This window comes from Streptomyces sp. NPDC007907, from assembly GCF_042959365.1.
Lineage (GTDB): Bacteria > Actinomycetota > Actinomycetes > Streptomycetales > Streptomycetaceae > Streptomyces > Streptomyces indiaensis.
The window spans coordinates 840,936-864,041 of the sequence record NZ_JBIBKR010000004.1; the positions used below are offsets into that span (position 1 = coordinate 840,936).

The window sequence follows — 23,106 nt, forward strand, 5'->3', positions numbered from 1 at the left end:
TCCAGGCCGGGGAGCGTCGGGTACGTGGGATCTGAACCTCGTATGTCCAGGCAACTATTCCGTTGCTTCGGCACCCTAATGAAAACTTGACCTTCCCTTGGTCTCGGCGGGAGGTTTTGGGATGGTTCGTGGGGATTTTCTCCCAGGCCTAGGTCTCCGGACCGATAACCGGGCCCGGCGAAATCCCGATGCAAGGGGCGCAACGCGGTTGAGAGCATGACACCCATGCTCGAATCCGCGGACACCGCCACCGCCCGTCCGTCCCAACGCTCCCGCCTGCGGGCACGCGGGGCGCCGCCGATGTGGCTCGTGGTGGCGCTCACCTGCGCCGGGCAGTTCCTCGTCGTCCTGGACGTGTCCGTCGTCAACGTGGCACTGCCGTCGATGCGGACCGGACTGGGACTCGGCGAGCAGGGCCTGCAGTGGGTGGTGAACGCCTACGCCATCGCCTTCGCCGGATTCATGCTGCTCGGCGGACGCGCCGGGGACCTCTACGGCCGCAAGCGGATGTTCCTCGTCGGGCTCGGCCTGTTCACCCTGGCCTCCGCCGCGGGCGGACTGGCGCAGGACGACTGGCAGCTGCTGGTGGCGCGGGCCGTGCAGGGTCTCGGCGCGGCGGTGCTCGCGCCCTCGACGCTGACGATCCTCACGGCGTCGGTGCCGGAGGGTGCCGCGCGGGCGCGGGCGATAGGGACCTGGACGGCGGTCGGGGCCGGCGGCGGCGCGGCGGGCGGTCTGGTCGGCGGGCTCCTGGTGGAGACGCTGTCCTGGCGCTGGGTGCTGCTGATCAACGTGCCCGTCGGGGCCGTGGTGCTGTGCGCCGCCGCCTGGTTCCTCACGGAGGGCCGGGCCGGGGACGGCCGCCGCCTCGACCTGCCCGGCGCGCTGCTCGTCACGGCCGGTCTCGGCATGCTGGCCTACGGCATCTCCCAGACGGAGGCGGCGGGCTGGACGGCACCGGCCACCCTGCTGCCGCTGCTCGCCGGTCTCGTCCTGCTCGGGGCGTTCCTGGCGGTCGAGGCCCGCACGGCGAGCCCGCTGATGCCGCTCGGCCTCCTGCGCGTGCGCTCGGTGTCCTCGGCGAACGTCTCGATGTTCCTGTGCGGGTCGGCGATGTTCTGCATGTGGTTCTTCATGACTCTCTACGCACAGAACGTCCTCGGCTACACCCCGGTCGAGGCCGGTCTCGCCCTGGTCCCGAGCTCCCTCGCCGTCATCCTCGGCTCCAAGCTCGCACCCCGCCTGATGCGGCCGGTCGGCCCGCGCAACGTCGCCGTGCTGGGCACCCTGGTCGCCGTGGCCGGTTTCGCCTGGCAGTCCACGATGACCGCCGACGGCTCCTACACCACGGCGATCCTCGTCCCCGGGGTCCTCATGATGCTCGGCGCGGGCCTGGCGGCGACCCCTCTCGCCTCCCTGGCCACGTCCGGCGCCGCCCCCGAGGAGGCGGGCCTGGTCTCCGGCCTCGTCAACACGTCCCGCACGATGGGCGGTTCCCTGGGCCTGGCGATCCTGTCCACCCTGGCGGCAGCCGAGTCGGCGGGCAGCACGACCCCCGAGTCCCTGACAGCGGGCTACGCCCTCGCGTTCCGCGTGGGCGCGGCGGTCCTGACGGCCGGGGCCGCACTGATGTGGGTGTGGCTGCCACGGCGGGCGGCCCAAGTGCCCTGAGGCGCGGAGGTCACAGCCGGCCTGCCGCCCGCCACTCGGCCCTGAACCGGAACGGCTGATCTGACACGGCGTCAGCCGTCTTCACAACTGCCGGGGCCTCGGCTATACAGAGGGCGCAGGACTGGAACGCGTTTCAGTTCGTGTACCGGTCCGCTCCCAGACGGCCTCGGTGCGGCCGACGGTGCGGACGGCCGTACCGAGGTCCTTCCTCCGGCGATCAGGAGCCCCATGCCCATCGACGCAGCCAAGGCGCTCGCCGCCCCGCCCCGGACCGGCGAGATCTCCTGGGACCACAAGGACGTGCAGCTCTACCACCTGGGCATCGGCGCGGGCCGTCCCGCCACCGACCCCGACGAACTGCGCTACACCCTGGAGGCCCGGCTGCACGTCCTGCCGAGCTTCGCCACCGTCGCGGGCGGCGGGAAGCCCGGCGTGACCAGCGGGCTGTCCATGCCCGGCATCGAGGTCGACCTGGCCCGCGTCCTGCACGGCGGCCAGAGTCTCGTCCTGCACCGGCCCCTGCCGGCCGCGGGCACCGCCACCGCGACCAACAGGATCGCCGCGGTGTACGACAAGGGCAGCGCGGCCGTCCTGGTGCTGCGCACCGAAGTCGCCGACACCGAGGGCCCGTTGTGGACCAACGACGCCCAGATCTTCATCCGCGGGGAAGGCGGCTGGGGCGGCGACCGCGGCCCCTCGGCCCGCCTCGAACCCCCCACCGGCGCACCCGACCGGACCACCGAACGGCCGGTCCGCGAGGACCAGGCCCTGCTCTACCGCCTCTCCGGCGACTGGAACCCGCTGCACGCCGACCCGGAGTTCGCCAAGGTAGCCGGGTTCGAGCGGCCCATCCTGCACGGCCTGTGCACCTACGGCATCACGCTCAAGGCGGTCGTCGACACCCTGCTCGGCGGGGACGTGACCCGGGTACGGTCCTACGCCACCCGGTTCGCCGGGGTCGTGTACCCGGGCGAGACCCTGCGGATCCGCATGTGGCACACCCCCGGGTCCACCCGGGTCGCCGTCAGCGCCGTCGAGCGTGAGGACGCGCCCGTCCTCGCCGACACCGTCGTCGAACACACCTGACCCAGCACGCCGTACGAGGGGAGCCCGCACCATGCGCGCAGCCGTACTGCACGAGATCGGCCAGGACAAGCTGGAGGTCCTCGACGACGTCGAGGCGGTGGGGTTCGGGCCCGGCAAGGTCAGGATCCGGGTGCGCGCCACGGGGCTGTGCCACTCGGACCTGTCCGCGATGAGCGGGGTGCTCCCGCAGCCGGCGCCTTTCGTGCCCGGGCACGAAGGGGCGGGCGAGATCGTCGAGGTCGGCGAGGGCGTCACGCACCTGAAAGCCGGCGACCGGGTCGTGGTGTGCTGGCTGCCCGCCTGCGGCGCCTGTCCCGCCTGCAAGCGCGGGCAGACCGAGCTGTGCCTGGCCGGGTTCATGAACGCGGGCACACCCAACTTCAAGCGCCCCGGCGGTGACCTCTTCGGCTTCGCCGGCACCGGCACCTTCACCGAGGAGGTCGTCGTCGACGCCGGATGCGCGGTGCCGATACCCGACGATGTGCCCTTCGACATCGCCGCCCTCATCGGCTGCGGGGTGACCACCGGCCTGGGCGCCGCGCTCAACACGGCCGACCTGGAGGCCGGTTCCTCGGTGGCGGTCATCGGCTGCGGCGGCGTCGGCATCTCGGTCATCCAGGGCGCCCGGCTGAAGGGCGCCGCCGAGATCGTCGCCGTCGACCCGGTGGCCTCACGCCGCGAGTCGGCCCTGAAGTTCGGCGCGTCGCGGGCCGTCTCCCCGGAGGAACTGCCCGACGCCAAGCAGCAGGTGACCGGCGGCGAGGGCTTCGACCACGTCTTCGAGGTCGTCGGCCGGTCCGCCACCGCCCGCACCGCCTACGACACCACCCGGCGCGGCGGCACCCTCGTCATCGTCGGCGCGGGCGCCATGGACGACTTCCTCCAGCTCAACATGTTCGAGCTGTTCTTCGACGAGAAGCGCATCCTGCCGTCCATGTACGGTGGCGGAGACGTGCTGCGCTCCTACGAACGCACCATCGCCCTGTGGCGCGCGGGCCGGATCGACCTGGCGGGCCTGATCACCCACCGGGTCCCGCTCGCCGACATCAATGAGGCCCTGGACCAGATGCGCACCGGGACCGCCCTGCGTACGTGCGTAGAGATCTGAGGACGCCACCGATGTCACTGCCACTTGAAGGGCTGTCCGCCGTCGTCACGGGCGCCGGCCGGGGCCTCGGCCGGGCCGAGGCGCTGGAACTCGCCCGGCTCGGCGCCACCGTCGTCGTCAACGACTACGGGCAGCCCGGCCGCGACGGCACCGGCGAGGCCTCGGCCGGGCCCGCCGAGGAGGTCGCCGCCGAGATCCGCGCGGCGGGCGGCAGCGCCCTGGCGCACACCGGCGACGTGTCCGACTTCGCGCAGGCCCGCGCCCTCGTCGAGGCGGCCGTCACCGCCTTCGGCAAGCTCGACATCCTCGTCAACAACGCGGGCATCCTGCGCGACCGCATGGTGTTCTCGATGGCCGAGGAGGAGTGGGACTCCGTCCTGCGCGTCCACCTCAAGGGGCACTTCAACACCACACGGTTCGCCGCCGCGCACTGGCGGGAGCGGTCGAAGAGGGCCGGGGAGCCGGTGTTCGGGCGGATCGTGAACACCTCCTCGGAGGCCTTCCTCGCGGGTTCCGCCGGTCAGCCCAACTACGCGGCCGCCAAGGGCGGGATCGTCGGCCTCACCACCTCCACCGCCCTCGCCCTCGGCCGGTACGGCGTCACGGCCAACGCCATCTGCCCGCGCGCCCGCACCCGTATGACCGAGGACGTCTTCGCGGGCGTCACCCGGCCCCCGGGCAGCGGACTCGACCCGCTCGCCCCCGAGCACGTCGCCCCGCTCGTCGCCTATCTGGCCTCACCCGCCGCCGCCCACGTCAACGGGCAGCTCCTCGTGGTGCACGGCGGCATGGTCGCCGTCGTGGAACGGCCGCGGGTGGCCGCCAAGTTCGACAGCAAGCAGGACACCTTCACCTACGACGAACTGGAGGCCGTCCTCGGCCCGTACTACGCGGACCGGCCGGCGGGGGAGACGTTCGCTGCGGCGGAGGTGCTGGGCCTCAAACGCGGGTGAGGCGCGGGGGAGATGCGGGTGAAAGACACTGAGACGCGGGTGAAGACACGGAACGGCCCTCCCCGCTTGTGGCGGGAAGGGCCGTTCGCCGTTCGGTGACCGGCGTGCCGTCAGGCCGCCGTCACAGCCTGCTCGGTCTCCGCCACCGGCTTGCGGTGACGTCCGCGCGGAGCCGTCTCGCCGTCCTGCGTGGAGACCTCACCACGGTGCCGGCCGGGGCCGGTGGAGGGCTGCTGGACGTCGGCGTTGCGCGGCTGGTTCGTGCTGGCGTCGCTCATCGGATGGAATTCACCCCGTCAACATGATCTTTTTTACAGCCGGGTGAGTCTAACCGGCACTCCTGAGCGTGGATCCAGGCGGCCATGCCAACCGGCACTAGTTCGTTACAAGGCGTCCCAACGGCGCTTCCTGAAGGGGCACAGGGCGTGGCGCGGAAGGCGCCGGAGGCTCGGTGGGCCGAGCCGGCGGGGCGGGCTCTTCCGGTTCCGAGGACCGGTCGGAGTGCGGTGCCACCGGAGCCACCGGCTCCGGCCCCGGGGGCGACGCAGACGTGACACCCGGCTGCGTCGCGGCCCCGTGCTCCGCTCCGATGGCCGGCGGCGGGCTCACCCGCGCCACCCCGCACGGCACGGCCTCCGTCGCGTACGGCAGCCGCAGCACCCCCTCGGGCGTCCACAGTCCCGCGCCCGTCAACCACCCCTCCGGCGCGGCGAGATGGTGCATCCGCCGCTCGGCGGGACGCCAGACACCGACCCAGCTGCCCGTCGGCCCGTCCACCCGCAGCGCCACCGCGCAGCTCTCCGGTGTCAGCACCTGTCCCGGCTGGACGGCGAACGGCGTGACGGTGCAGTCCGGCACCCGCAGGCACTCGGGGAAGCGCACCGGCAGGGAGCTGCCGAGGATGCCCCAGCCAAGCCGGTGCTGCCCCGGCGAGGGCGCGTCCGAGCGGACGATCAGCAGCCCGCTGTCGTGGTCCGCGAGCAGCAACCGGTCGTCGCTGTCCGCGGCGATCTGCAGCAGCGGCGACACCTCACCGCCACACTCCAGGTCCACCACGACGGACTTGGTGCGCCCGCCGCTCTCCCGGTCCAGCGCCAGCAGCCGGGCCGACCGGTCCAGCCAGACCCCGCCCGAGCAACGGCCGGGCAGCTCCGCCAGCCGCTCGGGCCCGAAGGCGCCGCCCGCCACCAGCCACACCGACGTCGTACGCGGCCCGACGGCCAGGGCGTAGGCCCGCTCCCCGTCCGGGGCGGGTGGCAGCAGCCGCAGCCGGGCGCTCCTGTCCGCGCATCCCACCGCGCCCAGGGGCAGCTCGCCGGTGCCCGGCCCGGTCGGGTACAGCAGCGAGAAGGCGTGCCGCCCGGCCACCACCCGGTGGATCAGTACCCGCCCGTCGCCCATCGGCTGCACCTCGGTGCCGGGCTCCTCGGGCTGGTTGCGGGGCAGGGGCACCGCGTACGGCTCCGGGCCGTCCAGGGTCCAGCGCTCCGGGAACCAGGAGCCGCCGGCTGACGCCAGACGCGCGCCGTAGGCACCGTCCGCGGTGAGCGTGCAGCCGGCCGGCGCGGGCCCGTCCCCGTCCCCCTCCTCGTCATCGTCCCCGCATCCCACCGAAGGCTCGATCGCACAGACCGTCATCGTTCGGTCACCTCCAGTGACGAAGGTAGTTTTCGCCCGCAGGACATGGAATCCGCGGCCGCAGGCTTCACACATAAGGGTGTTCCAGGAACGATTCGCCTGAGGGGAAGGGGGCGATTGTGCTGAGCGGGGCGACGGGGGCCGTGAGCGGGCGGCGGCGGTGCAACGCCACAGATCAGACGGGTAGCCTTGCTCCCGTGCCCCGTCTGTCTGAAGTCATCGCCGCGCTGGAGACCCTGTGGCCCGCCGAGCGGGCCGAGTCCTGGGACGCCGTCGGCACCGTCGCGGGCGACCCCGACCAGGAGGTCACGCGGGTCCTGTTCGCCGTCGACCCGGTCCAGGAGATCGTCGACGAGGCGGTGAAACTGGGCGCCGACCTGCTCGTCACCCACCACCCGCTGTACCTGCGCGGCACGACGACGGTCGCGGCGACCCACTTCAAGGGCCGCGTCGTGCACACCCTCATCAAGAACGACATCGCGCTGCACGTCGCCCACACCAACGCCGACACCGCCGACCCGGGCGTCTCCGACGCCCTCGCCGGCGCGCTGGACCTGCGGGTCACCGGTCCGCTCGTGCCGGACCCCACCGACCCCGAGGGCCGCCGCGGCCTCGGCCGCCTCTGCGCCCTCGACCACCCGGTGACCGTCCGCGAGTTCGCCGCCCGCGCCGCCGAGCGGCTGCCCGCCACCGCGCAGGGCATCCGCGTCGCCGGCGACCCGGAGGCGCTGGTGCGCACGGTCGCCGTCAGCGGCGGCTCCGGCGACAGCCTCTTCGACCACGTCCGGGCGGCCGGCGTCGACGCCTTCCTCACCGCGGACCTGCGCCACCACCCGGTCTCCGAGGCCCGCGCCCACAGCCCCCTCGCGCTGCTCGACGCGGCGCACTGGGCCACCGAGTGGCCCTGGTGCGAGCTGGCCGCGAGCCAGCTCGACGAGATCTCCGACCGGCACGGATGGGACCTGCGCGTCCACGTCTCGAAGACGGTCACCGACCCCTGGACCGCGCACGCGGCCTCACCCCCTTCTGATCCCCTTGGAGCCCCGAACTGAACGCCGCGCCCGCCGACCAGATCCGTCTCCTCGACGTCCAGGACCTCGACGTCCGCCTCCAGCAGCTCGCGCACAAGCGCAAGTCGCTGCCCGAGCATGCCGAGATCGAGTCGCTGACCAAGGACCACACCCAGCTGCGCGACCTGCTCGTGGCCGCGCAGACCGAGGAGAGCGACACCGCCCGCGAGCAGACCAAGGCCGAGCAGGACGTGGACCAGGTGCGCCAGCGCGCCACCCGCGACCAGCAGCGCCTCGACTCCGGCGCCGTCACCTCCCCCAAGGACCTGGAGAACCTCCAGCGTGAGATCGCCTCCCTCGCCAAGCGGCAGGGCGATCTGGAGGACGTCGTGCTGGAGGTCATGGAGCGCAGGGAGTCCGCGCAGGAGCGGGTCGCCGAGCTGACCGAGCGCGTCTCCTCCGTCCAGGCGAAGATCGACGACGCGACCGCGCGCCGCGACGCCGCCTTCGAGGAGATCGACGGTGAGATCGCCACGGTCACCAAGGAGCGCGAGGTCGTCGCCGGTGCCGTCCCGGCCGATCTGCTCAAGCTCTACGACAAGCTGCGCGAGCAGCAGGGCGGCATCGGCGCGGCGAAGCTGTACGCGCGCAGCTGTCAGGGCTGCCGGCAGGAGCTCGCCATCACCGAACTGGCGGAGATCCGCAAGGCCGCGCCCGACACGGTGGTGCGCTGCGAGAACTGCCGCCGCATCCTGGTGCGCACGTCCGAGTCCGGTCTCTAGGCCTTCAGGGAGCCCATCCGGTGCGGGAGTTCATCGTCGAGGCCGACGGCGGCTCGCGGGGCAACCCCGGGCCCGCCGGCTACGGGGCCGTGGTCAGCGACGCGGCGACGGGGGAGACCCTGCGGGAGACCGCCGAGTACATCGGTGTCGCCACGAACAACGTCGCCGAGTACCGCGGCCTCCTCGCCGGCCTGCGCGCCGCCCGTGAACTGGACCCGGACGCGACGGTCCACGTCCGGATGGACTCCAAGCTCGTCATCGAGCAGATGTCGGGCCGCTGGAAGATCAAGCACCCCGACATGAAGCCCCTGGCTGCCCAGGCGGCCCGGGTCTTCCCGCCCGGGCGGGTCACCTACGAGTGGATACCGAGGGAGCGGAACAAGCACGCCGACCGGCTGGCGAACGAGGCGATGGACGCGGGGGCCAGGGGCGAGCGGTGGTCGGAGGCCGAGTCGACGGCGGAGCTGGACACGGCGGCCGGGGCCGACGCCGGGGATTCCGGTGCCGGGGGTGCCGGGGGTGCCGGGGCCGCTGTTCCGCCGGAGCCGCCCGGTGATGCGGCGGCGGGTGCGGCAAGGGCGCGCGCGGCGCTGGCGGAGGGCCGCGCGGCGGCCGCGGCGGCCGACTCGGGCCTTGACGCCGCTGGGGCCTCGACGGGATCCGGCCGGGGCGTCCCGGCCGCGGCGGCCGGCTCGGGCCCGGACGTCACGCAGGCCGACGCCGATGCTCGTGCATCCGTCCGCGCCGCGAAGACCGACACCGATGCCCGTGCCGCGAAGGTCGGGGCCGACACCCGTGTCGCCCAGGCCGCGAAGGGCGGTGGGGACACCCGTGCCGCTCAAGCTGCGAAGGCCGACACCGAAGCTCGTGGCGATGTCCGTGCCGCGAAGGCCGGCGCCGACGCCCGTGCCGCTCAAGCCGTCGCCGCCCCCGGCTGGGCCCCTGCCGACATGGGCGCACCCGCCACCTTCGTGCTGCTGCGGCACGGCGAGACCCCGCTGACGCCCCAGAAGCGGTTCTCGGGGAGCGGCGGCACCGATCCCTCCCTCTCCGACACCGGCCGGGAGCAGGCCGAGCGGGCCGCGGCGTTGCTCGCCCGGCGCGGCACCATTCAGGCCGTCGTGTCGTCGCCGCTCGCCCGGACGCGGGAGACCGCGGGGATCGTCGCCGCCCGGCTCGGCCTCGACGTGAGCATCGACGACGGACTGCGCGAGACCGACTTCGGCGATTGGGAGGGCCTCACCTTCGGCGAGGTGCGCGAGCGCCACCCCGACGACCTGAACGCCTGGCTGGCCTCGCCGGACGCCGAACCCACCGGCGGCGGCGAGAGCTTCGCCGCGACGGCCACGCGGCTCGCCGCCACCCGCGACAAGCTGCTCGCGGCGTACGCGGGCCGCACGGTCCTGCTCGTCACACATGTGACCCCGATCAAGACGCTGGTCCGCCTCGCCCTGGGCGCCCCGCCGGAGTCCCTGTTCCGCATGGAACTGTCGGCCGCGTCCCTGTCGGTGGTGGCCTACTACGCGGACGGCAACGCCAGCGTCCGCCTCCTCAACGACACGTCGCACCTGCGCTGAGCGCAGCCGCCGCACGGGCCAGCGCCTCGACGCGCCCCCAGTCGCGGGCGGCGACCGCCTCCGGCGGCAGCATCCAGCTCCCGCCCACGCAGCCCACGTTGGGCAGCGCCAGATAGTCCGGGGCCGAGTCCGGGCCGATCCCGCCCGTCGGGCAGAAACGGGCCTGGGGGAGCGGCCCCGACAGCGACTTCAGATACGCCGTACCGCCCGCGGCCTGCGCCGGGAAGAACTTCATCTCCCGTACCCCGCGTTCCAGCAGCGCCACGACCTCGGACGCCGTGGACACCCCCGGCAGGAACGGCACCCCGGAGGCCCGCATCGCCTCCAGCAGCCCGTCCGTCCAGCCGGGACTGACCAGGAACCGGGAGCCCGCCGCCACCGCCTCCGCGACCTGCCCGGGCCGGACCACCGTCCCGGCCCCGACGACGGCCCCGGGCACCTCCCGGGCGATCTCCCGGATCGCCTCCAGGGCCACGGGCGTCCGCAGCGTCACCTCGATCGCGCACAGCCCACCCGCGACCAGCGCCCGCGCCAGCGGTACGGCGTCGCCGACGTCCTCGACGACGACCACGGGCACGACGGGCGCCAGGTCCAGCACGGAAGAAGGCAGGGGAGAGGGGGCCATGGCGTCATCCTGCCGTCGGTGTGCAGGGTGCGCAAAGGCCGTTGCGAATATTGCAACGCATGCGTCGCCGCCTACTAGTGCACCTCGTCCACCAGCACGTCCAGCGACCAGGCCTGCCCCGGCTTCGCGGGCGCCTGCGCCTCCACGGCGTACCCGAGATCCCGGAGCGCCTCCACCAGCTCGGCCGGGCCCTTCGGGTCGGTCCCGGAGGTCAGCAGACTGCGTACGATCCGCCCCTTGGTCGCCTTGTTGAAGTGGCTGACCACCTTCCGGGTGGGGGCGTGCAGCACCCGCACGGACGCCGTCCGCCCGGCGACATCGCCCTTGGGCTTCCAAGCGGCGGCGTACGCGGCGGACCGCAGATCCAGCACCAGCCCGCCCCCGGCCACCTCGGGCAGCACCGACGCCATCGGCGTACGCCAGTGCGCGCCCAGCGCCCCGAGCCCCGGCAGCTTCACCCCCATCGAGCACCGGTAGGACGGAATCCGGTCCGTCACCCGCACCGCGCCCCACAGCCCGGAGAACACGAGCAACGACCGCGCGGCACGCCGCTTGGCAGCCGTGTCGAGGGACGCCAGCCCGAGGGCGTCGTACAGCACGCCGGTGTAGATCTCCCCGGCCGGCCGGGCCCCCGCCGTGCGCAGCTCGGCGTTCTTCGCGACCTCGCCCCGCAACCCCTCACTCAGCCCCAGCACCTCGCGCGCCTTGTCCTCATCCCCCGAGCACAGCTCGACCAGCTCGGTGAGCACCGCCTCCCGGGCGTCGGCCAGCCCCGGCAGCGACAGCGACTCCGGCTTCAGCGGGGCACCGCGGCCCGAAGAGGCCTTTCCTTCGGACGGCGGCAGCAGGACAAGCACGCGTACTCCTTCGATCGAACTCCGCCCGACAGCGTACGGGGAGCTCAGACGCGGGCCCGGCCGAGGGCGTGCACGAGCCCCTCGGGATCGTCGGTGTGGAAGCGGACGACCCGCACCTCCCGGCGCCGCCCGAGGAAGGTGACGTGCGTGACCGGTTCGGTCAGTTCGAGGGTGACGGTGGTCTGCGAGCCGACCTCCACGTCCAGCTCGCCCTCGGCCCGCTCGTGGGCCATCCGCAGCTCACGCCGCACGGAGCGGATCCGCGCCAGCGGAACGCACAGATCGACGTGGACGTACCGCCGTATCCGCAGGGTGCCGGCGGCGGTGTCCAGCACATGCGGACGGACGACGGACGAGGCGTGCAGCGCCACGACGAACACGATCGTGTACACGTCCAGGAAGAGGAACGCCGCGTGCACGGCGGGCCAGTCCCGCAGCAGCACGGACAGCGCGACCGTCTCGACGACGCACACCAACGCGAACCCGGCCGTCATCGCGCCCTGCCCGCGCGCGTACCCGAAGGCCGAGCCGCCGCCCGTCCCGTGCGTACGCCGCGCCACCCACAGGGCGAGACTCACCAGCAACCGCGCCTCGTGCCGGACCAGCAGCCACCCGACCCTCATCGCCGCTCCTCGGCGAGCATCCGCAGCGCACGGCGGACGGCCTCCGCCTGGGCGGGGGAGAGGTCGTCGTAGAAGGCGCGCAGCACCTCGTCCTGCTGGTCCAGCTCACCGATCTCCGGGAACAGCGTCGGCGGAATGCAGTCGACGAGCGCCCGCGCCGCCCCGTCCACCCGCGGATCGCAGGGCTCGGCACCGGCGAGCGCGTCGAGCAGCGCGTAGACCTCACCGGCCCGCGCCACGGCCCCTGGAGTTCCCAGCGCCTCACTCACCGAGGAAACCAGCCGCTCCCGTTCCCCGGCCGGTACGGTCGTCTCCAGGAACGCGAAGATCTCACGGTCCTTGACGGCCATGGGCGAGCCCGACAGGTGCGCGGTCCCGGCGAACAGGGCGGCCAGCTCGGGCGACACCGGCCCCTCGGGCGGCATACCGCCGTCCGCGTCCAGCAGGGTCCGCAACCGCGCCCGCCGCTCCCGCAGGGCCTCCTCCTGCCGCGCCAGATCCTCGTCCAGCTCGGTCAGCACCTCGACGAGGTCCTTGACCGCGTCGTCCGCGAGGACGTCCCGCACCTCCGCGAGCCCCAGACCCAGCTCGGTCAGCCGCCGGATCCGCGCCAGCACGACGGCGTGCCGCAACCCGTAATCCCGGTACCCGTTGGCCCGCCGCTCCGGCTCGGGCAACAATCCCAGATGGTGGTAGTGCCGCACGGCCCGCGTGGTGACGCCGACGACCGCGGCGAGTTCTCCGATCCGCATGCGACCAGTGAAGACGTTGACGCTGCGGCAAGGTCAAGTGAGCCGTCCGGCCTTCTGACGACGACCGTGATCGTGTGCCACGATCGAGGGAACGGTTCCCGATCTCACGGACGGGTGGTTCGGCGATGTCCCAGTCTGGCGGGCGACAGAAGGAGGGGCGCGACATGACTGCCATGGCCCACGAGCCGCTCTCCCAGGAAGAGGTCCTGCTGGAGGGCTTTCTGGCCCTGGACACCCCGGAGGGTTTCCGGGCCGAGCTGATCGAGGGGGAGATCGTTGTGACGCCGCCGCCGGACGGGGATCACGAGAAGTACATCAGCCGGATCGTGAGGCAAGTGATCAGGCGCTCGCGCACCGACATGGACTTCTCGGGGAACAAAGGGCTGAAGCTGAGGAGCGGGGGAGCCTGCCCCAAGAACCACCTGGTTCCGGACGTCACCTTCGGCCCCATCGAGCGCGACCTGTTCGGCGGGGCCGAATCCTGGATGCCCTGCGACGGCGTCGCCATGGTGATGGAGGTGACCTCCACCAAGCCGCAGGCGGACCGCGAGGCCAAGCGCCGCTGCTACGCCCGCGCTGGCATCCCGCTCTACCTGCTGGTAGACCGGGACACGGCCCAAGTCACCGTTTTCAGTGAGCCGAAGGAAGACGACTACCGCGAGCACTGCGCCCGCCCCTTCGGCAAGACGGTCACCCTGCCGGAACCCTTCGCCTTCGATCTGGACACGACGGACCTCCTCTGATCCCCTGTGGGCGGGGGTACGCCATGGGGAGACGGGAACAGGCCAGCTGGACGCGGGCACGACTCGGGCGCGCCGGCCCGCCGCTCGACCTCCTCACCGCCCACTTCGACCAGCACGTCTACGCGCCCCACGCCCATGACGAGTTCACCGTCGGCGTCACCGTCGGCGGCTCGGAGGTCATCGCGTACCGCGGTGGGCACATCCACTCCTACCCCGGCTCGATCGTCGTCCTGGACCCGGGCGAGATGCACACCGGAGGCCCGGCCGCCTGCGACGGCTACGCCTACCAGGCCCTTTACGCCGATCCGTCCCTCCTCACGGACGGCATCCTCGGCGGAGGCCTCCCGCACTTCCGTGACCCCGTCCTGCACGACCCGGAACTCGCAGCAGCCCTGCGCGCCGCCCACAGCGACATCAGCGCCTGCCCCGACCCGCTGGAGGCCGAGTCCCGGCTGCCCTGGCTGCTCACGGCCCTGGCCCGCCGCCACTCCACGGCCCGCGCCACCGGCGACGTCGTGCCCGGGGCCGCCGGCATCGCCAGGACCGTGCGCGACCGCCTCGCCGACGAGCTCCTGGACCCCCCGTCCCTGGCCGCCCTCGCCACCGACCTGGGCCTGTCCCGCTACCAGCTCCTGCGCGCCTTCCGCCCGACGGTGGGCGTACCGCCGTACGCCTGGCTCGCCCAGCACCGGGTGGCCAGGGCCCGGGGCCTCCTGGAAGCCGGGCTGCGCCCGGCCGAGGCGGCGGCCCTCGTCGGCTTCGCCGACCAGGCGCACCTCACGCGCTGGTTCCGCCGCGTGCTGGGGGTGACCCCGGCGGTGTACCGCAACAGCGTTCAAGACGGGGCGGGGTGAGCGGGCCGAGACTCGTCGCATGACTGCACGCGGCTGGTTCCTGTTCTCCCTGATGGGAGTGGTCTGGGGCGTCCCCTACCTAATGATCAAGGTGGCGGTGGACGACCTGTCCCCGTCCATGGTGGTGTTCGCGCGCTGCGCACTCGGCGCGGTACTGCTGCTCCCGTTCGCCCTCCGCCAGGGCGGCTTCGGCCGTACCGTCCGGACCCACTGGAAGCCGATGCTGGCCTTCGCCGTCATCGAGATCATCGGCCCCTGGTGGACCCTGACCGACGCCGAACGCCATCTGTCCAGCTCGACCGCCGGACTCCTGATCGCGGGAGTACCGATCGTCGCCCTGCTCCTGGCCCGCTTCTTCGGCGCGGGGGAGCGGGTGGGTGCACGCCGCGTCACGGGCCTGGCCCTCGGCCTCGCGGGTGTCACCGTCCTGACGCTGCCGCACCTCACCGGCGGCGACGCCCTGTCGATGGCCGAGGTGCTGGTGACGGTCGTCGGCTATGCCACGGCCCCGCTGATAGCGGCCCGGTACCTCAACGCCGTCCCGACCCTCCAGCTGATCACCCCCTGCCTCACACTGGCCGCCGTCGTCTACGCCCCGGCGGCCATCCTGACCAGGCCCGCCACCATGCCGTCGGGCGAGGTCCTGGCGGCGCTCGCCGGCCTGGGCGTGGTGTGCACGGCGATCGCGTTCGTGGCCTTCCTGGAGCTGATCAAGGAGGTCGGTCCGACGCGGGCGGGTGTGATCACGTATGTCAACCCGGCGGTGGCGGTCGCCGCGGGCGCGATCTTCCTGGACGAGAAGCTGACGCTGGGCATCGGTGTGGCCTTCACGCTGATCCTGGCGGGCTCGGTCCTGGCGACGGCCGCGGCGCCGAAGCGCGATGTCCGCCGGGTACCATGGTCGACACGGCAGACGAGCCGGGCGGACGGCCGCGTGGAGTCCCCGTGAGGGGGCTTCCCGAGGAACGTCCGGGCTCCACAGGGCAGGGTGGTGGCTAACGGCCACCCGGGGTGACCCGCGGGACAGTGCCACAGAAAGCAGACCGCCGGGGACCTCGGTCCTCGGTAAGGGTGAAACGGTGGTGTAAGAGACCACCAGTGCTTGAGGTGACTCAGGCAGCTAGGTAAACCCCACCCGGAGCAAGGTCAAGAGGGAGCACCTCGGTGCTCCTGCGCGGACGATCGAGGGCTGCCCGCCCGAGTCCGCGGGTAGACCGCACGAGGCCGGTGGCAACACCGGCCCTAGATGGATGGCCGTCGCCCCGGGCTCCGCGAGGAACCCGGGGAACAGAACCCGGCGTACAGCCCGACTCGTCTGCCTCCATGGCCCCGACCCGGGAGTTCACCCGGGTCGGGGCCATGGGGCAACGCCGCCCCTGACCAGGAATCGGACATTCCTGGATCCGGAATGCGCCGCACAGGAACGCGATGTCCGAACGCGACCTCTTGGTCCGCGTGCTGACCCGACCAGTCAGCCGTGATCAAGGGGGATTTCATGCGCATGGCGCATCACAGACGTGTCCTCACCGGAGCCGCCGCCTCGGCCGCAGCCACGATGCTCGTGCTCACCGGTACCCCGGCGGACGCCCAGCCCGCGTCTCCGGTGGCGGCCTCGTCGGCGAGCGTCGACACCACCGCTCTCACTCGGCTCGCCGAGCGCTATCTGCAGCAGCGGGCCGACATGCTGACGACGACTCGTCCGACGGCCGGAGCCGCGACCGCCCGCGTCGAGGCCACGCGCTCCATGACCGCGCAGGTGCAGGATGATCTAGCCGCGCTGGTGGAGAAGGGCAAGCGCTACAAGGAAGTCGACGGCGGTTACACGAAGGCCCAGGTCGAAGTGGAGGTGACCGGAACCTCCGTCACCGGCCAGTCGGCAACGCTCCAGCTCACCGAGCAGACCCGCCTCCACCTCCCGTTCACGCCCCAGGAGGTCGCGGACGGCGCCCCGGAGTACGAGGAACTGTCCGTACCGCACACCGTGAAGTTCACCCAGGGCTCCGACGGCACCTGGCTGTTGTCGTCCGACACGACCGATACGGAGGGCGGCCCCACGCCGACCACGCAGGTGTCCGACGTGGACGCCGCTGACGGCACCGATGACGGCATCGATGACGGCGGCGGAAAGGCGGACGAGGACGAGGGAGACAAGGACGCCGCTTCCGGCACTGCTCCTCTTCCCGGCGACAGCGAGGACTCCGGCGACAAGCCGATGGCATGGAGCCGCTACAGCTACGGGAAGATGGTCGCCTACGCGGACAGGTACTGGAAGCACCACAACAGCGCCTGGCGCACGTACGGCACCGACTGCACCAACTTCGTCTCCCAGGCGATGCATGCCGGCGGCTGGGGCCCCAAGGGCGGCGCGATCATCCAGAGGCCCAGCAACAAGTACTGGTTCTACGGGCCGACGAAGTGGACCACCAGCTACACATGGGCGGCTGCGGAGAACTGGTACTGGTTCGCGAAGAAGCACTCGAAGCGGACCAAGATCCTCGACAACGTGTGGAAGATGGCCAAGGCGGACGTTCTCCAGGCCGACTGGGGCCGCGACAAGAACATCGACCACACGATGATCGTCACGAAGAAGTACCGGGGTACGCCATACCTGACGTACCACACCAGCGACACCCACAACAAAAGCCTGAAGAAGCTCCTGTCGGACCATCCGCGTGCCTGGTGGTACGCGCACCGCACCTGACAGGCTGCTGATCCCCCTCACAGGAACCACATAGGAGTGCGCTGTGGAGCGTCGACATCTTCTGGCTGTGCCGGCCGCTCTGGCCGCTCTGGCCTTCGCGGCCGGCTGCTCGTCCGGTGACGACGAGAACAAGTCCTCAAGCCCTTCGGTCCCTTCGGCCCCCTCGGTCCCTTCGGCCCCTTCGGCCTCGGAATCGTCCGTGGGGGCCCGCGAGGCCGTCGTGGCGTACGTGGACGCCCTGAACTCCCGCAGCGTCGCCGGACTGATCGAAGTCGGGGGCGTGAAGGACGAGAAGTGGTCCAGGCAGGAGGCCGGGCAGATCCTCGCGGACAGGGGCGGGCGAGGTTGGAAGATCAAGAACGTGCGGGTCGAGCAGGACATGGGCCCGGACACCGGCTCAGCCCGCCTGATGGCCGAGGACAAGAACGGAAAGACCATGCGGGACACCTTCACCGTGACGCGGGAGGACGGTACCTGGCACCTCGCGGTCTTCACACACCAGCCCGCGGAGCCCGGCAAAACCCCCGCCTCCACCGACAAGCCGAGTTCCTGACACTGCTGCCAAGTGGCAGAACCCCGACGGGCTGCCGCGAAAGAAGCACGAGATCGACACGACGCCGCTCCCCGACCAGGGTGACCCGGCTGAGCACCGTCCGGCTATTGGTCGCCGAACGACTCAAGCACCCCGTTGACATCACGCGTTCGAACCTGTCATCGAGAAGTTGAGGTAGAAGGGGCAGCCGTGCTGGGGGAGTTGTGATCTGAGGATGGCACAGCCCGAACTGGCTTGATCTCGTGCAGGGATGGCAGCTCCGGGGACAGAACCAGGCGTGCAGCCCGACTCGTCTGGTCGCTGCTGCACACGTTCGTTCCGACGTGTGATCCCACACACGGCACACGCGTCTACGGCGACGAGGCGGCCTGCGCGTAGGGGTTCCAGTCGTGCTGCCGCGAGGAGCCCTGGATGTGTCCGACCCTTTTCGGAGCGGCCCAGCCCCTCATCACCCGGCTGCGGAATCCTTCGTAGGCACCGTGCGCAATTCCCGCGACGGACCCCCCGCCCTCCCCCGTAGAGCAGACGACAGACAGTTCACAGGGAGGGGAACAGGACGTGGCAGGGCACAGGGGTAGACGTGTCAGGGGTACGGCGGCCGTGGTGGTGGCGATGGCGGCGCTCACCGCGTCGCAGGGGCCGGGGTTGATCCCGGCGCGGGCCTCCGTACCGGCGCCCGGTCAGGTACCGGGCGAGCACGGACCGAGCGTGTCCGGCGACGCCCCGTACCGCACGGAGCTTCCGCCCCTGCGGACCGGGAAGCACGCGGGTGGCCGGGCGGCCGTGGAGGTGGGTGGCGCGCTGCCGGCGAGTGTGTTCACTGCCTATCGCAGGGCTGAGGACCGGCTCGCGCGCGAGGCTCCCGGCTGCCGGCTGCGCTGGCAGTTGCTGGCGGCGATCGGGCAGGTGGAGTCGGGGCAGGCGCGGGGCGGCAGGGTGACGTCGGACGGTACGACCGTGGCACCGATCCTCGGGCCGCGGCTGGACGGCGTGGCCTTCGCGCTGATCCGGGACACCGACGGCGGTGTCCACGACGGGGACACGGCGTACGACCGCGCGGTCGGGCCGATGCAGTTCATCCCGTCGACCTGGGCCCGCTGGGGCGCGGACGGCAACGGTGACGGGCGTACGGATCCGAACAACGTCTTCGACGCGGCCCTCGCCGCCGGACGGTACCTGTGTGCCGGCGGCCGGGACCTGTCCGTCCCCGCCGAGCTGGACCGGGCGATCCTCGGCTACAACCACTCGGCGGCCTATCTGCGCACGGTCAGGGCCTGGTACGCGTACTTCACAGAAGGGCACCGGGTGGTGCCGGACGTCTCCGCCGGGTCCTCCTCCGCGCGCCCGGAGCCGTCGCGGCCGGCCGCCACACCGAAGCCGTCGCGGACACCCTCCGCCCGCCCGAGTGCCCCGCCGTCCCGGACCCCGTCGACCCCCGCCTCCTCCCCGGCCCCGGCCGGAACCGGCCCGGCCACCGAATCCGAGAAGCCGGACGAGCCGCAACTTCCCGCCCCCGACCCGGACATGGAGCTCCCCGGCGAAAACCTGCTGCCCAGCGGCGCCCCACTCACCAGTAACAGCGCGGACTCGATGACGCTCTCCCCCTCCACAACCGCCGATACTGGGCGGTAATGTCGCCCCCCGCCGGACAGCACGAGGCCGGTGGGTGAGCGCGAAGGGGTCCTCATGGCGACGGACATGCCCGCAGAGACGCCTGCGGAGATGCACGCGGCCGACGAGCGGTGGCGCCACATGTGGAGCCACCGCGAGCATTTGCTCAAGGTGGCCCGGCGCCGGTCGATGAGTGCGGAGGACGCCGAGGACGCGGTGCACGAGGCGATGCTGCGCGCCGCCGAGCGGCCCGATCTGGACGAGGAGCGGCTCGCGGCCTGGCTGACGACGGTGACGATGCGGCTCTGCGTCGACCGCTATCGGCAGGTGCACCGCGAGGCCGAGGTGCGTACCAGTCCGACGCTCGTCACGCCCGGCCCGGTGCCCGTCGAGGAGGCGGTGTGCGACCGGGCCGAGGCGAAGTGGCTGGCGGTGCGCAGTGGTGAGCTGCCCGCGCGGCAGGCCGAGGCGCTGCGGCTGAAGTCGGAGGACCTGGACGTCGGCCAGGTCGCCGTCCGGATGGGGCTGAGTTACCGGACCGTCGAGTCGCTGCTGGCCCGGGCCCGGCGGACGCTGCGGCAGTCGCTGGCCGCCACGCTCGGGTGCGTGCTGTTCCTGATCGGGCGGGGGCGGCCGCGCGGGGTCGGCAGGGCACAGACCGTGGCGGTCGCCTCGACCGCGGCGTCTCTGGCGGTGGCGGGGTTCGTACTGCCGTACGCGCTCGACGGCAGCGGAGGCGGGGGCGGCGCGGCGCCTCGGCCCGCGGTCGCCTCGCCGGACGCGGAGACGATGCGGCCGGACGGCGCCGGCGAGGGCCGTACGCCTCGGGGGACTGAGCCCACGACTGCCGCCGTAGAGCGCGGAGCGGCGGGGGCTCCCGCCGGCGAATCGTTCCTCCCGCTGTCCGTGCCGTCGCTGCCGGAGGTCCCGGTCGTCGCGCAGGTCCCGGACGTTCCGGAGGTCCCGGCGCCCACGCTGCCCGGGCTGTCCGCGCCGGAGGTCCCGCAGGTGACCGAGGTCCCCGACCTGCCGGTGGAGGTCTCCGCGGTGCCGACGGACACGGTGGCCACGGCCGTCCCGGAAGCCCCTGAGACTTCCGATGCGCCGTCCCCCTCGTTCCCCGAGCTCACGGCGAGCCCGCTTCCGTAGCGCTACCAGAGAACCTCCCCGAGAGCGCTGCCCGCCGACCGCCCAGGTGCTCGCCTGAAACCGGCCCGGTAGCGCTGCCCGGCGACCGTCCGAAGGTGCTGCCCGCCGACCGCCCAGGTGCTCGCCTGAAACCGGCCCGGTAGCGCTGCCCGGCGACCGCCCGAAGGCGCTGCCCGGCGACCGCCCGAAGGCGCTCCCCCGAAACCGGCCCGAAAAAAATCCGTCACACGAGCGACGGACGCCCGGCCCCTCCCCGTAGAGCAGATGTCAGAGCTGCTCCGCGGGCTGAAGGGTGGACCGGATGGGTGTCGAGATCTGCGTGGAAGGGCTGACCAAGTCCTTCGGTCACCAGGTCATCTGGCAGGACGTCTCGCTGACGCTGCCCGCCGGGGAGGTCTCGGTCATGCTCGGCCCCTCGGGCACGGGCAAGTCGGTGTTCCTCAAGACGCTCGTCGGCCTGCTGAAGCCGGAGCGCGGCTCGATCACGATCCAGGGCCGGGACATCACCAAGCTCCGCGAGCACGACCTGTACGAGGTGCGCAAGCTCTTCGGCGTGCTGTTCCAGGACGGCGCCCTGTTCGGCTCGATGAACCTGTACGACAACATCGCCTTCCCGCTCCGCGAGCACACCCGTAAGTCCGAGAGCGAGATCCGGCGCATCGTGCTGGAGAAGATGGACATGGTCGGGCTGATCGGTGCCGAGGGGAAGCTGCCCGGCGAGATCTCCGGCGGTATGCGCAAGCGCGCCGGGCTGGCCCGGGCCCTGGTCCTGGACCCGGAGATCATCCTCTTCGACGAACCCGACTCGGGCCTGGACCCGGTGCGCGTCGCCTACCTCAACCAGCTCATCGTCGACCTCAACGCCCAGATCGACGCGACCTTCCTGATCGTCACGCACGACATCGCCTCGGCCCGCCAGGTGCCGGACAACATCGGGCTGCTGTTCCGCCGCGAGCTGGTGATGTTCGGGCCGCGCGCAGAGCTGCTGACCAGCGACGAGCCCGTCGTACGGCAGTTCCTGAACGGCCGGATGCAAGGCCCGATCGGCATGGCGGAGGAGAAGGACGCCGCGCAGGTCGAGCAGGAGCTCGCGCAGATCGACGACAGCCCGCGCGTGCAGGAGCTGACTCCCCGCCTGCTGCCGGGACCGGGCATCACCCGCCCGCCCCGCTGGCAGGCGATCGCACGGCGCGAGGCCCAGCTCCACCAGAAGGAGGTGGCCGGCGCATGAGCCTGTCACCGGCCGGAGCGCTGCGGCACTCCGGCAGCCTCTTCGCGATGGCGCTGGACGTCGTCCGGACGATCCCCCGACGGCCTTTCCAGGCACGGGAGTTCATCCAGCAGGCGTGGTTCGTCGCGAGCGTGACGATCCTGCCGACGGCCCTGGTCTCCATCCCGTTCGGGGCGGTCATCGCGCTTCAGATCGGCAGTCTGACCCGGCAGCTCGGCGCCCAGTCCTTCTCCGGGGCCGCCTCCGTGCTCGCCGTGCTGCGCGAGGCCTCGCCGATCGTCACCGCGCTCCTGATCGCGGGAGCCGGCGGCACGGCGATCTGCGCCGATCTCGGGGCGCGGAAGATCCGCGACGAGATCGACGCGATGCAGGTGCTGGGCATCGACCCCATCCACCGGCTGGTCGTTCCCCGCGTGCTGGCGTCGATGCTGGTGGCGGTGCTGCTCAACGGCCTGGTGTCGGTGGTCGGCGTGGCAGGCGGCTACTTCTTCAACGTCGTCCTCCAGAACGGCACCCCCGGCGCCTACCTGGCCTCCTTCACCACGCTCGCCCAGCTCTCCGACCTGTGGGCGGCCGAGGTCAAGGCGCTCGTGTTCGGTGCGATCGCCGGAATCGTCGCCTCCTACAAGGGGCTGACCGCGAAGGGCGGACCCAAGGGGGTGGGCGACGCGGTGAACCAGTCGGTGGTGATCACCTTCATGTTGCTGTTCGTGACGAACTTCGTGATGACCGCCGTGTACTTCCAAGTCGTTCCGCAGAGGGGCTGAGGCATGGCGCTGCTGAGTCGTCTCGAGGAGCTGGGTGCCCAGCTGTCCTTCTACGGGCGGTCGCTGGCCTGGACCGGCCGCACCCTGCGCCGCTACAAGAAGGAGATCCTGCGGCTGCTCGCCGAGGTGAGCTTCGGCCGCGGCGCGCTCGCCGTCGTGGGCGGCACGGTCGGCGTGATCGCCTTCCTGTCGTTCTTCACCGGCACGGAAGTGGGGTTGCAGGGGTACGCCGCGCTCAACCAGCTCGGCACCTCCAACTTCGTGGCGTTCCTCTCGGCGTACTTCAACACCCGTGAGATCGCCCCGCTGGTGGCCGGGCTCGCCCTCTCCGCGACCGTAGGCGCCGGGTTCACCGCCCAGCTCGGCGCGATGCGGATCAGCGAGGAGACCGACGCGCTGGAGGTCATGGGCGTGCCCTCGTTGCCGTTCCTCGTGACGACCAGGATGATCGCCGGGTTCGTGGCCGTCGTCCCGCTGTACGTGATCGGCCTGCTCTCCTCGTACCTGGCCGCCCGCACCATCACCACCGGCTACTACGGGCAGTCCACGGGCACGTACGACCACTACTTCCAGCAGTACCTGCCCCCGGTGGACGTGCTGTGGTCCTTCGGGAAGGTGCTGGTCTTCGCCGTCCTGATCATCCTGGTGCACTGCTTCTACGGCTACTACGCGAGCGGCGGCCCGGCGGGGGTCGGCGTCGCGGTGGGCCGTGCGGTGCGGACCTCGATCGTGGCGATCAACGTCCTGGACTTCTTCCTGTCGCTGGCCATCTGGGGCGCCAGCACGACCGTACGGATCGCGGGGTGAGCCGCCGC

At 72.1% G+C, this 23,106-nt stretch carries 22 protein-coding genes, 1 other RNA gene and 1 pseudogene; 18 read left to right on the forward strand and 6 right to left on the reverse strand.

The features are described from left to right. Nucleotides 1–216 precede the first annotated feature (216 nt). The 4 genes from ACFZDI_RS20115 to ACFZDI_RS20130 all read left to right on the forward strand — a co-directional run bounded on the left by ACFZDI_RS20115 (nucleotide 217) and on the right by ACFZDI_RS20130 (nucleotide 4,818). Nucleotides 217–1,671 carry a DHA2 family efflux MFS transporter permease subunit gene (locus ACFZDI_RS20115; RefSeq protein ID WP_391252121.1) on the forward strand — a complete coding sequence of 485 codons (1,455 nt, stop codon included), beginning with the start codon at nucleotides 217–219 and terminating at the stop codon, nucleotides 1,669–1,671. Nucleotides 1,672–1,899: 228 nt separating this feature from the next. After that, nucleotides 1,900–2,757, forward strand: a complete 858-nt coding sequence (locus ACFZDI_RS20120; RefSeq protein WP_391252122.1) for a MaoC/PaaZ C-terminal domain-containing protein — start codon at nucleotides 1,900–1,902, stop codon at nucleotides 2,755–2,757. Between the two features lie 31 nt (nucleotides 2,758–2,788). After that, complete coding sequence (locus ACFZDI_RS20125) at nucleotides 2,789–3,865, forward strand: alcohol dehydrogenase catalytic domain-containing protein (protein WP_391252124.1); 1,077 nt, start codon at nucleotides 2,789–2,791, stop codon at nucleotides 3,863–3,865. Nucleotides 3,866–3,876: 11 nt separating this feature from the next. Further along, entirely contained in the window at nucleotides 3,877–4,818 is a 942-nt protein-coding gene (locus ACFZDI_RS20130; RefSeq protein WP_234848000.1) for a 3-oxoacyl-ACP reductase, read from the forward strand. 110 nt (nucleotides 4,819–4,928) lie between these two features. On the opposite strand, the gene ACFZDI_RS20135 is transcribed toward ACFZDI_RS20130, so the two are convergent. Together ACFZDI_RS20135 and ACFZDI_RS20140 are read right to left on the reverse strand one after the other, a co-directional pair. After that, on the reverse strand, nucleotides 4,929–5,096 hold the full coding sequence (locus ACFZDI_RS20135; RefSeq protein WP_391252126.1) for a hypothetical protein: 168 nt from the start codon (nucleotides 5,094–5,096) through the stop codon (nucleotides 4,929–4,931). A 97-nt stretch (nucleotides 5,097–5,193) separates the two neighbouring features. Beyond that, nucleotides 5,194–6,456, reverse strand: a complete 1,263-nt coding sequence (locus tag ACFZDI_RS20140) for a hypothetical protein (protein WP_391252128.1) — start codon at nucleotides 6,454–6,456, stop codon at nucleotides 5,194–5,196. A 197-nt stretch (nucleotides 6,457–6,653) separates the two neighbouring features. Here ACFZDI_RS20140 and ACFZDI_RS20145 point away from each other — a divergent pair, with 197 nt between their 5' ends. Genes ACFZDI_RS20145 through ACFZDI_RS20155 form a run of 3 tightly spaced genes read left to right on the forward strand, consistent with a single transcriptional unit; the run spans nucleotide 6,654 to nucleotide 9,825 of the window. Beyond that, nucleotides 6,654–7,508 (forward strand): Nif3-like dinuclear metal center hexameric protein, encoded by an 855-nt coding sequence (locus ACFZDI_RS20145; RefSeq protein WP_361119158.1) that lies wholly within the window; start codon nucleotides 6,654–6,656, stop codon nucleotides 7,506–7,508. Next, nucleotides 7,505–8,248, forward strand: a complete 744-nt coding sequence (locus ACFZDI_RS20150; RefSeq protein ID WP_308287424.1) for a C4-type zinc ribbon domain-containing protein — start codon at nucleotides 7,505–7,507, stop codon at nucleotides 8,246–8,248. Before ACFZDI_RS20145 ends, ACFZDI_RS20150 begins: the two co-directional genes overlap by 4 nt. A 20-nt stretch (nucleotides 8,249–8,268) precedes the next feature. Then, a complete protein-coding gene (locus ACFZDI_RS20155) occupies nucleotides 8,269–9,825 on the forward strand; it encodes a bifunctional RNase H/acid phosphatase (protein WP_391252130.1) in 1,557 nt (518 codons plus the stop codon). On the opposite strand, the gene eda is transcribed toward ACFZDI_RS20155, so the two are convergent. The 4 genes from eda to ACFZDI_RS20175 form a co-directional block, all read right to left on the reverse strand. Then, a complete protein-coding gene (eda, locus tag ACFZDI_RS20160) occupies nucleotides 9,800–10,450 on the reverse strand; it encodes a bifunctional 4-hydroxy-2-oxoglutarate aldolase/2-dehydro-3-deoxy-phosphogluconate aldolase (RefSeq protein WP_234847994.1) in 651 nt (216 codons plus the stop codon). The two genes, ACFZDI_RS20155 and eda, sit on opposite strands and share 26 nt — an antisense overlap. 74 nt (nucleotides 10,451–10,524) lie before the next feature. After that, entirely contained in the window at nucleotides 10,525–11,307 is a 783-nt protein-coding gene (yaaA, locus tag ACFZDI_RS20165) for a peroxide stress protein YaaA (protein ID WP_391252132.1), read from the reverse strand. Nucleotides 11,308–11,351: 44 nt separating this feature from the next. Then, nucleotides 11,352–11,930 (reverse strand): hypothetical protein, encoded by a 579-nt coding sequence (locus tag ACFZDI_RS20170; RefSeq protein ID WP_391252133.1) that lies wholly within the window; start codon nucleotides 11,928–11,930, stop codon nucleotides 11,352–11,354. Next, nucleotides 11,927–12,682 (reverse strand): MerR family transcriptional regulator, encoded by a 756-nt coding sequence (locus ACFZDI_RS20175; RefSeq protein WP_391252135.1) that lies wholly within the window; start codon nucleotides 12,680–12,682, stop codon nucleotides 11,927–11,929. Before ACFZDI_RS20175 ends, ACFZDI_RS20170 begins: the two co-directional genes overlap by 4 nt. Nucleotides 12,683–12,846: 164 nt before the next feature. Between ACFZDI_RS20175 and ACFZDI_RS20180 the strand changes: the two genes are divergently transcribed. The 11 genes and pseudogenes from ACFZDI_RS20180 to ACFZDI_RS20230 all read left to right on the forward strand — a co-directional run bounded on the left by ACFZDI_RS20180 (nucleotide 12,847) and on the right by ACFZDI_RS20230 (nucleotide 23,098). Beyond that, nucleotides 12,847–13,425 carry a Uma2 family endonuclease gene (locus ACFZDI_RS20180; protein ID WP_234847990.1) on the forward strand — a complete coding sequence of 193 codons (579 nt, stop codon included), beginning with the start codon at nucleotides 12,847–12,849 and terminating at the stop codon, nucleotides 13,423–13,425. Between the two features lie 23 nt (nucleotides 13,426–13,448). After that, nucleotides 13,449–14,279, forward strand: coding sequence for an AraC family ligand binding domain-containing protein (locus tag ACFZDI_RS20185; protein WP_391252138.1), 831 nt, complete (start codon nucleotides 13,449–13,451; stop codon nucleotides 14,277–14,279). An 82-nt stretch (nucleotides 14,280–14,361) separates the two neighbouring features. Then, a pseudogene (locus ACFZDI_RS20190) lies at nucleotides 14,362–15,078 on the forward strand (DMT family transporter); the annotation flags it as partial. Nucleotides 15,079–15,193: 115 nt separating this feature from the next. Continuing rightward, an RNA gene (rnpB, locus tag ACFZDI_RS20195) (RNase P RNA component class A) lies at nucleotides 15,194–15,597 on the forward strand. Nucleotides 15,598–15,780: 183 nt separating this feature from the next. After that, complete coding sequence (locus tag ACFZDI_RS20200; RefSeq protein WP_391252139.1) at nucleotides 15,781–16,980, forward strand: amidase domain-containing protein; 1,200 nt, start codon at nucleotides 15,781–15,783, stop codon at nucleotides 16,978–16,980. Nucleotides 16,981–17,179: 199 nt separating this feature from the next. Next, on the forward strand, nucleotides 17,180–17,533 hold the full coding sequence (locus tag ACFZDI_RS20205) for a hypothetical protein (protein ID WP_391252141.1): 354 nt from the start codon (nucleotides 17,180–17,182) through the stop codon (nucleotides 17,531–17,533). Between the two features lie 612 nt (nucleotides 17,534–18,145). Then, on the forward strand, nucleotides 18,146–19,165 hold the full coding sequence (locus tag ACFZDI_RS20210) for a lytic murein transglycosylase (RefSeq protein WP_391252285.1): 1,020 nt from the start codon (nucleotides 18,146–18,148) through the stop codon (nucleotides 19,163–19,165). A gap of 54 nt (nucleotides 19,166–19,219) precedes the next feature. Next, nucleotides 19,220–20,293 (forward strand): sigma-70 family RNA polymerase sigma factor, encoded by a 1,074-nt coding sequence (locus ACFZDI_RS20215; RefSeq protein WP_391252143.1) that lies wholly within the window; start codon nucleotides 19,220–19,222, stop codon nucleotides 20,291–20,293. 301 nt (nucleotides 20,294–20,594) lie between these two features. Further along, on the forward strand, nucleotides 20,595–21,524 hold the full coding sequence (locus ACFZDI_RS20220) for an ABC transporter ATP-binding protein (RefSeq protein ID WP_361119197.1): 930 nt from the start codon (nucleotides 20,595–20,597) through the stop codon (nucleotides 21,522–21,524). Next, nucleotides 21,521–22,291, forward strand: coding sequence for an ABC transporter permease (locus ACFZDI_RS20225; protein WP_104783856.1), 771 nt, complete (start codon nucleotides 21,521–21,523; stop codon nucleotides 22,289–22,291). The genes ACFZDI_RS20220 and ACFZDI_RS20225 overlap by 4 nt, the downstream gene beginning before the upstream one ends. A 3-nt stretch (nucleotides 22,292–22,294) precedes the next feature. After that, a complete protein-coding gene (locus ACFZDI_RS20230) occupies nucleotides 22,295–23,098 on the forward strand; it encodes an ABC transporter permease (RefSeq protein WP_010036859.1) in 804 nt (267 codons plus the stop codon). Nucleotides 23,099–23,106 lie beyond the last annotated feature (8 nt).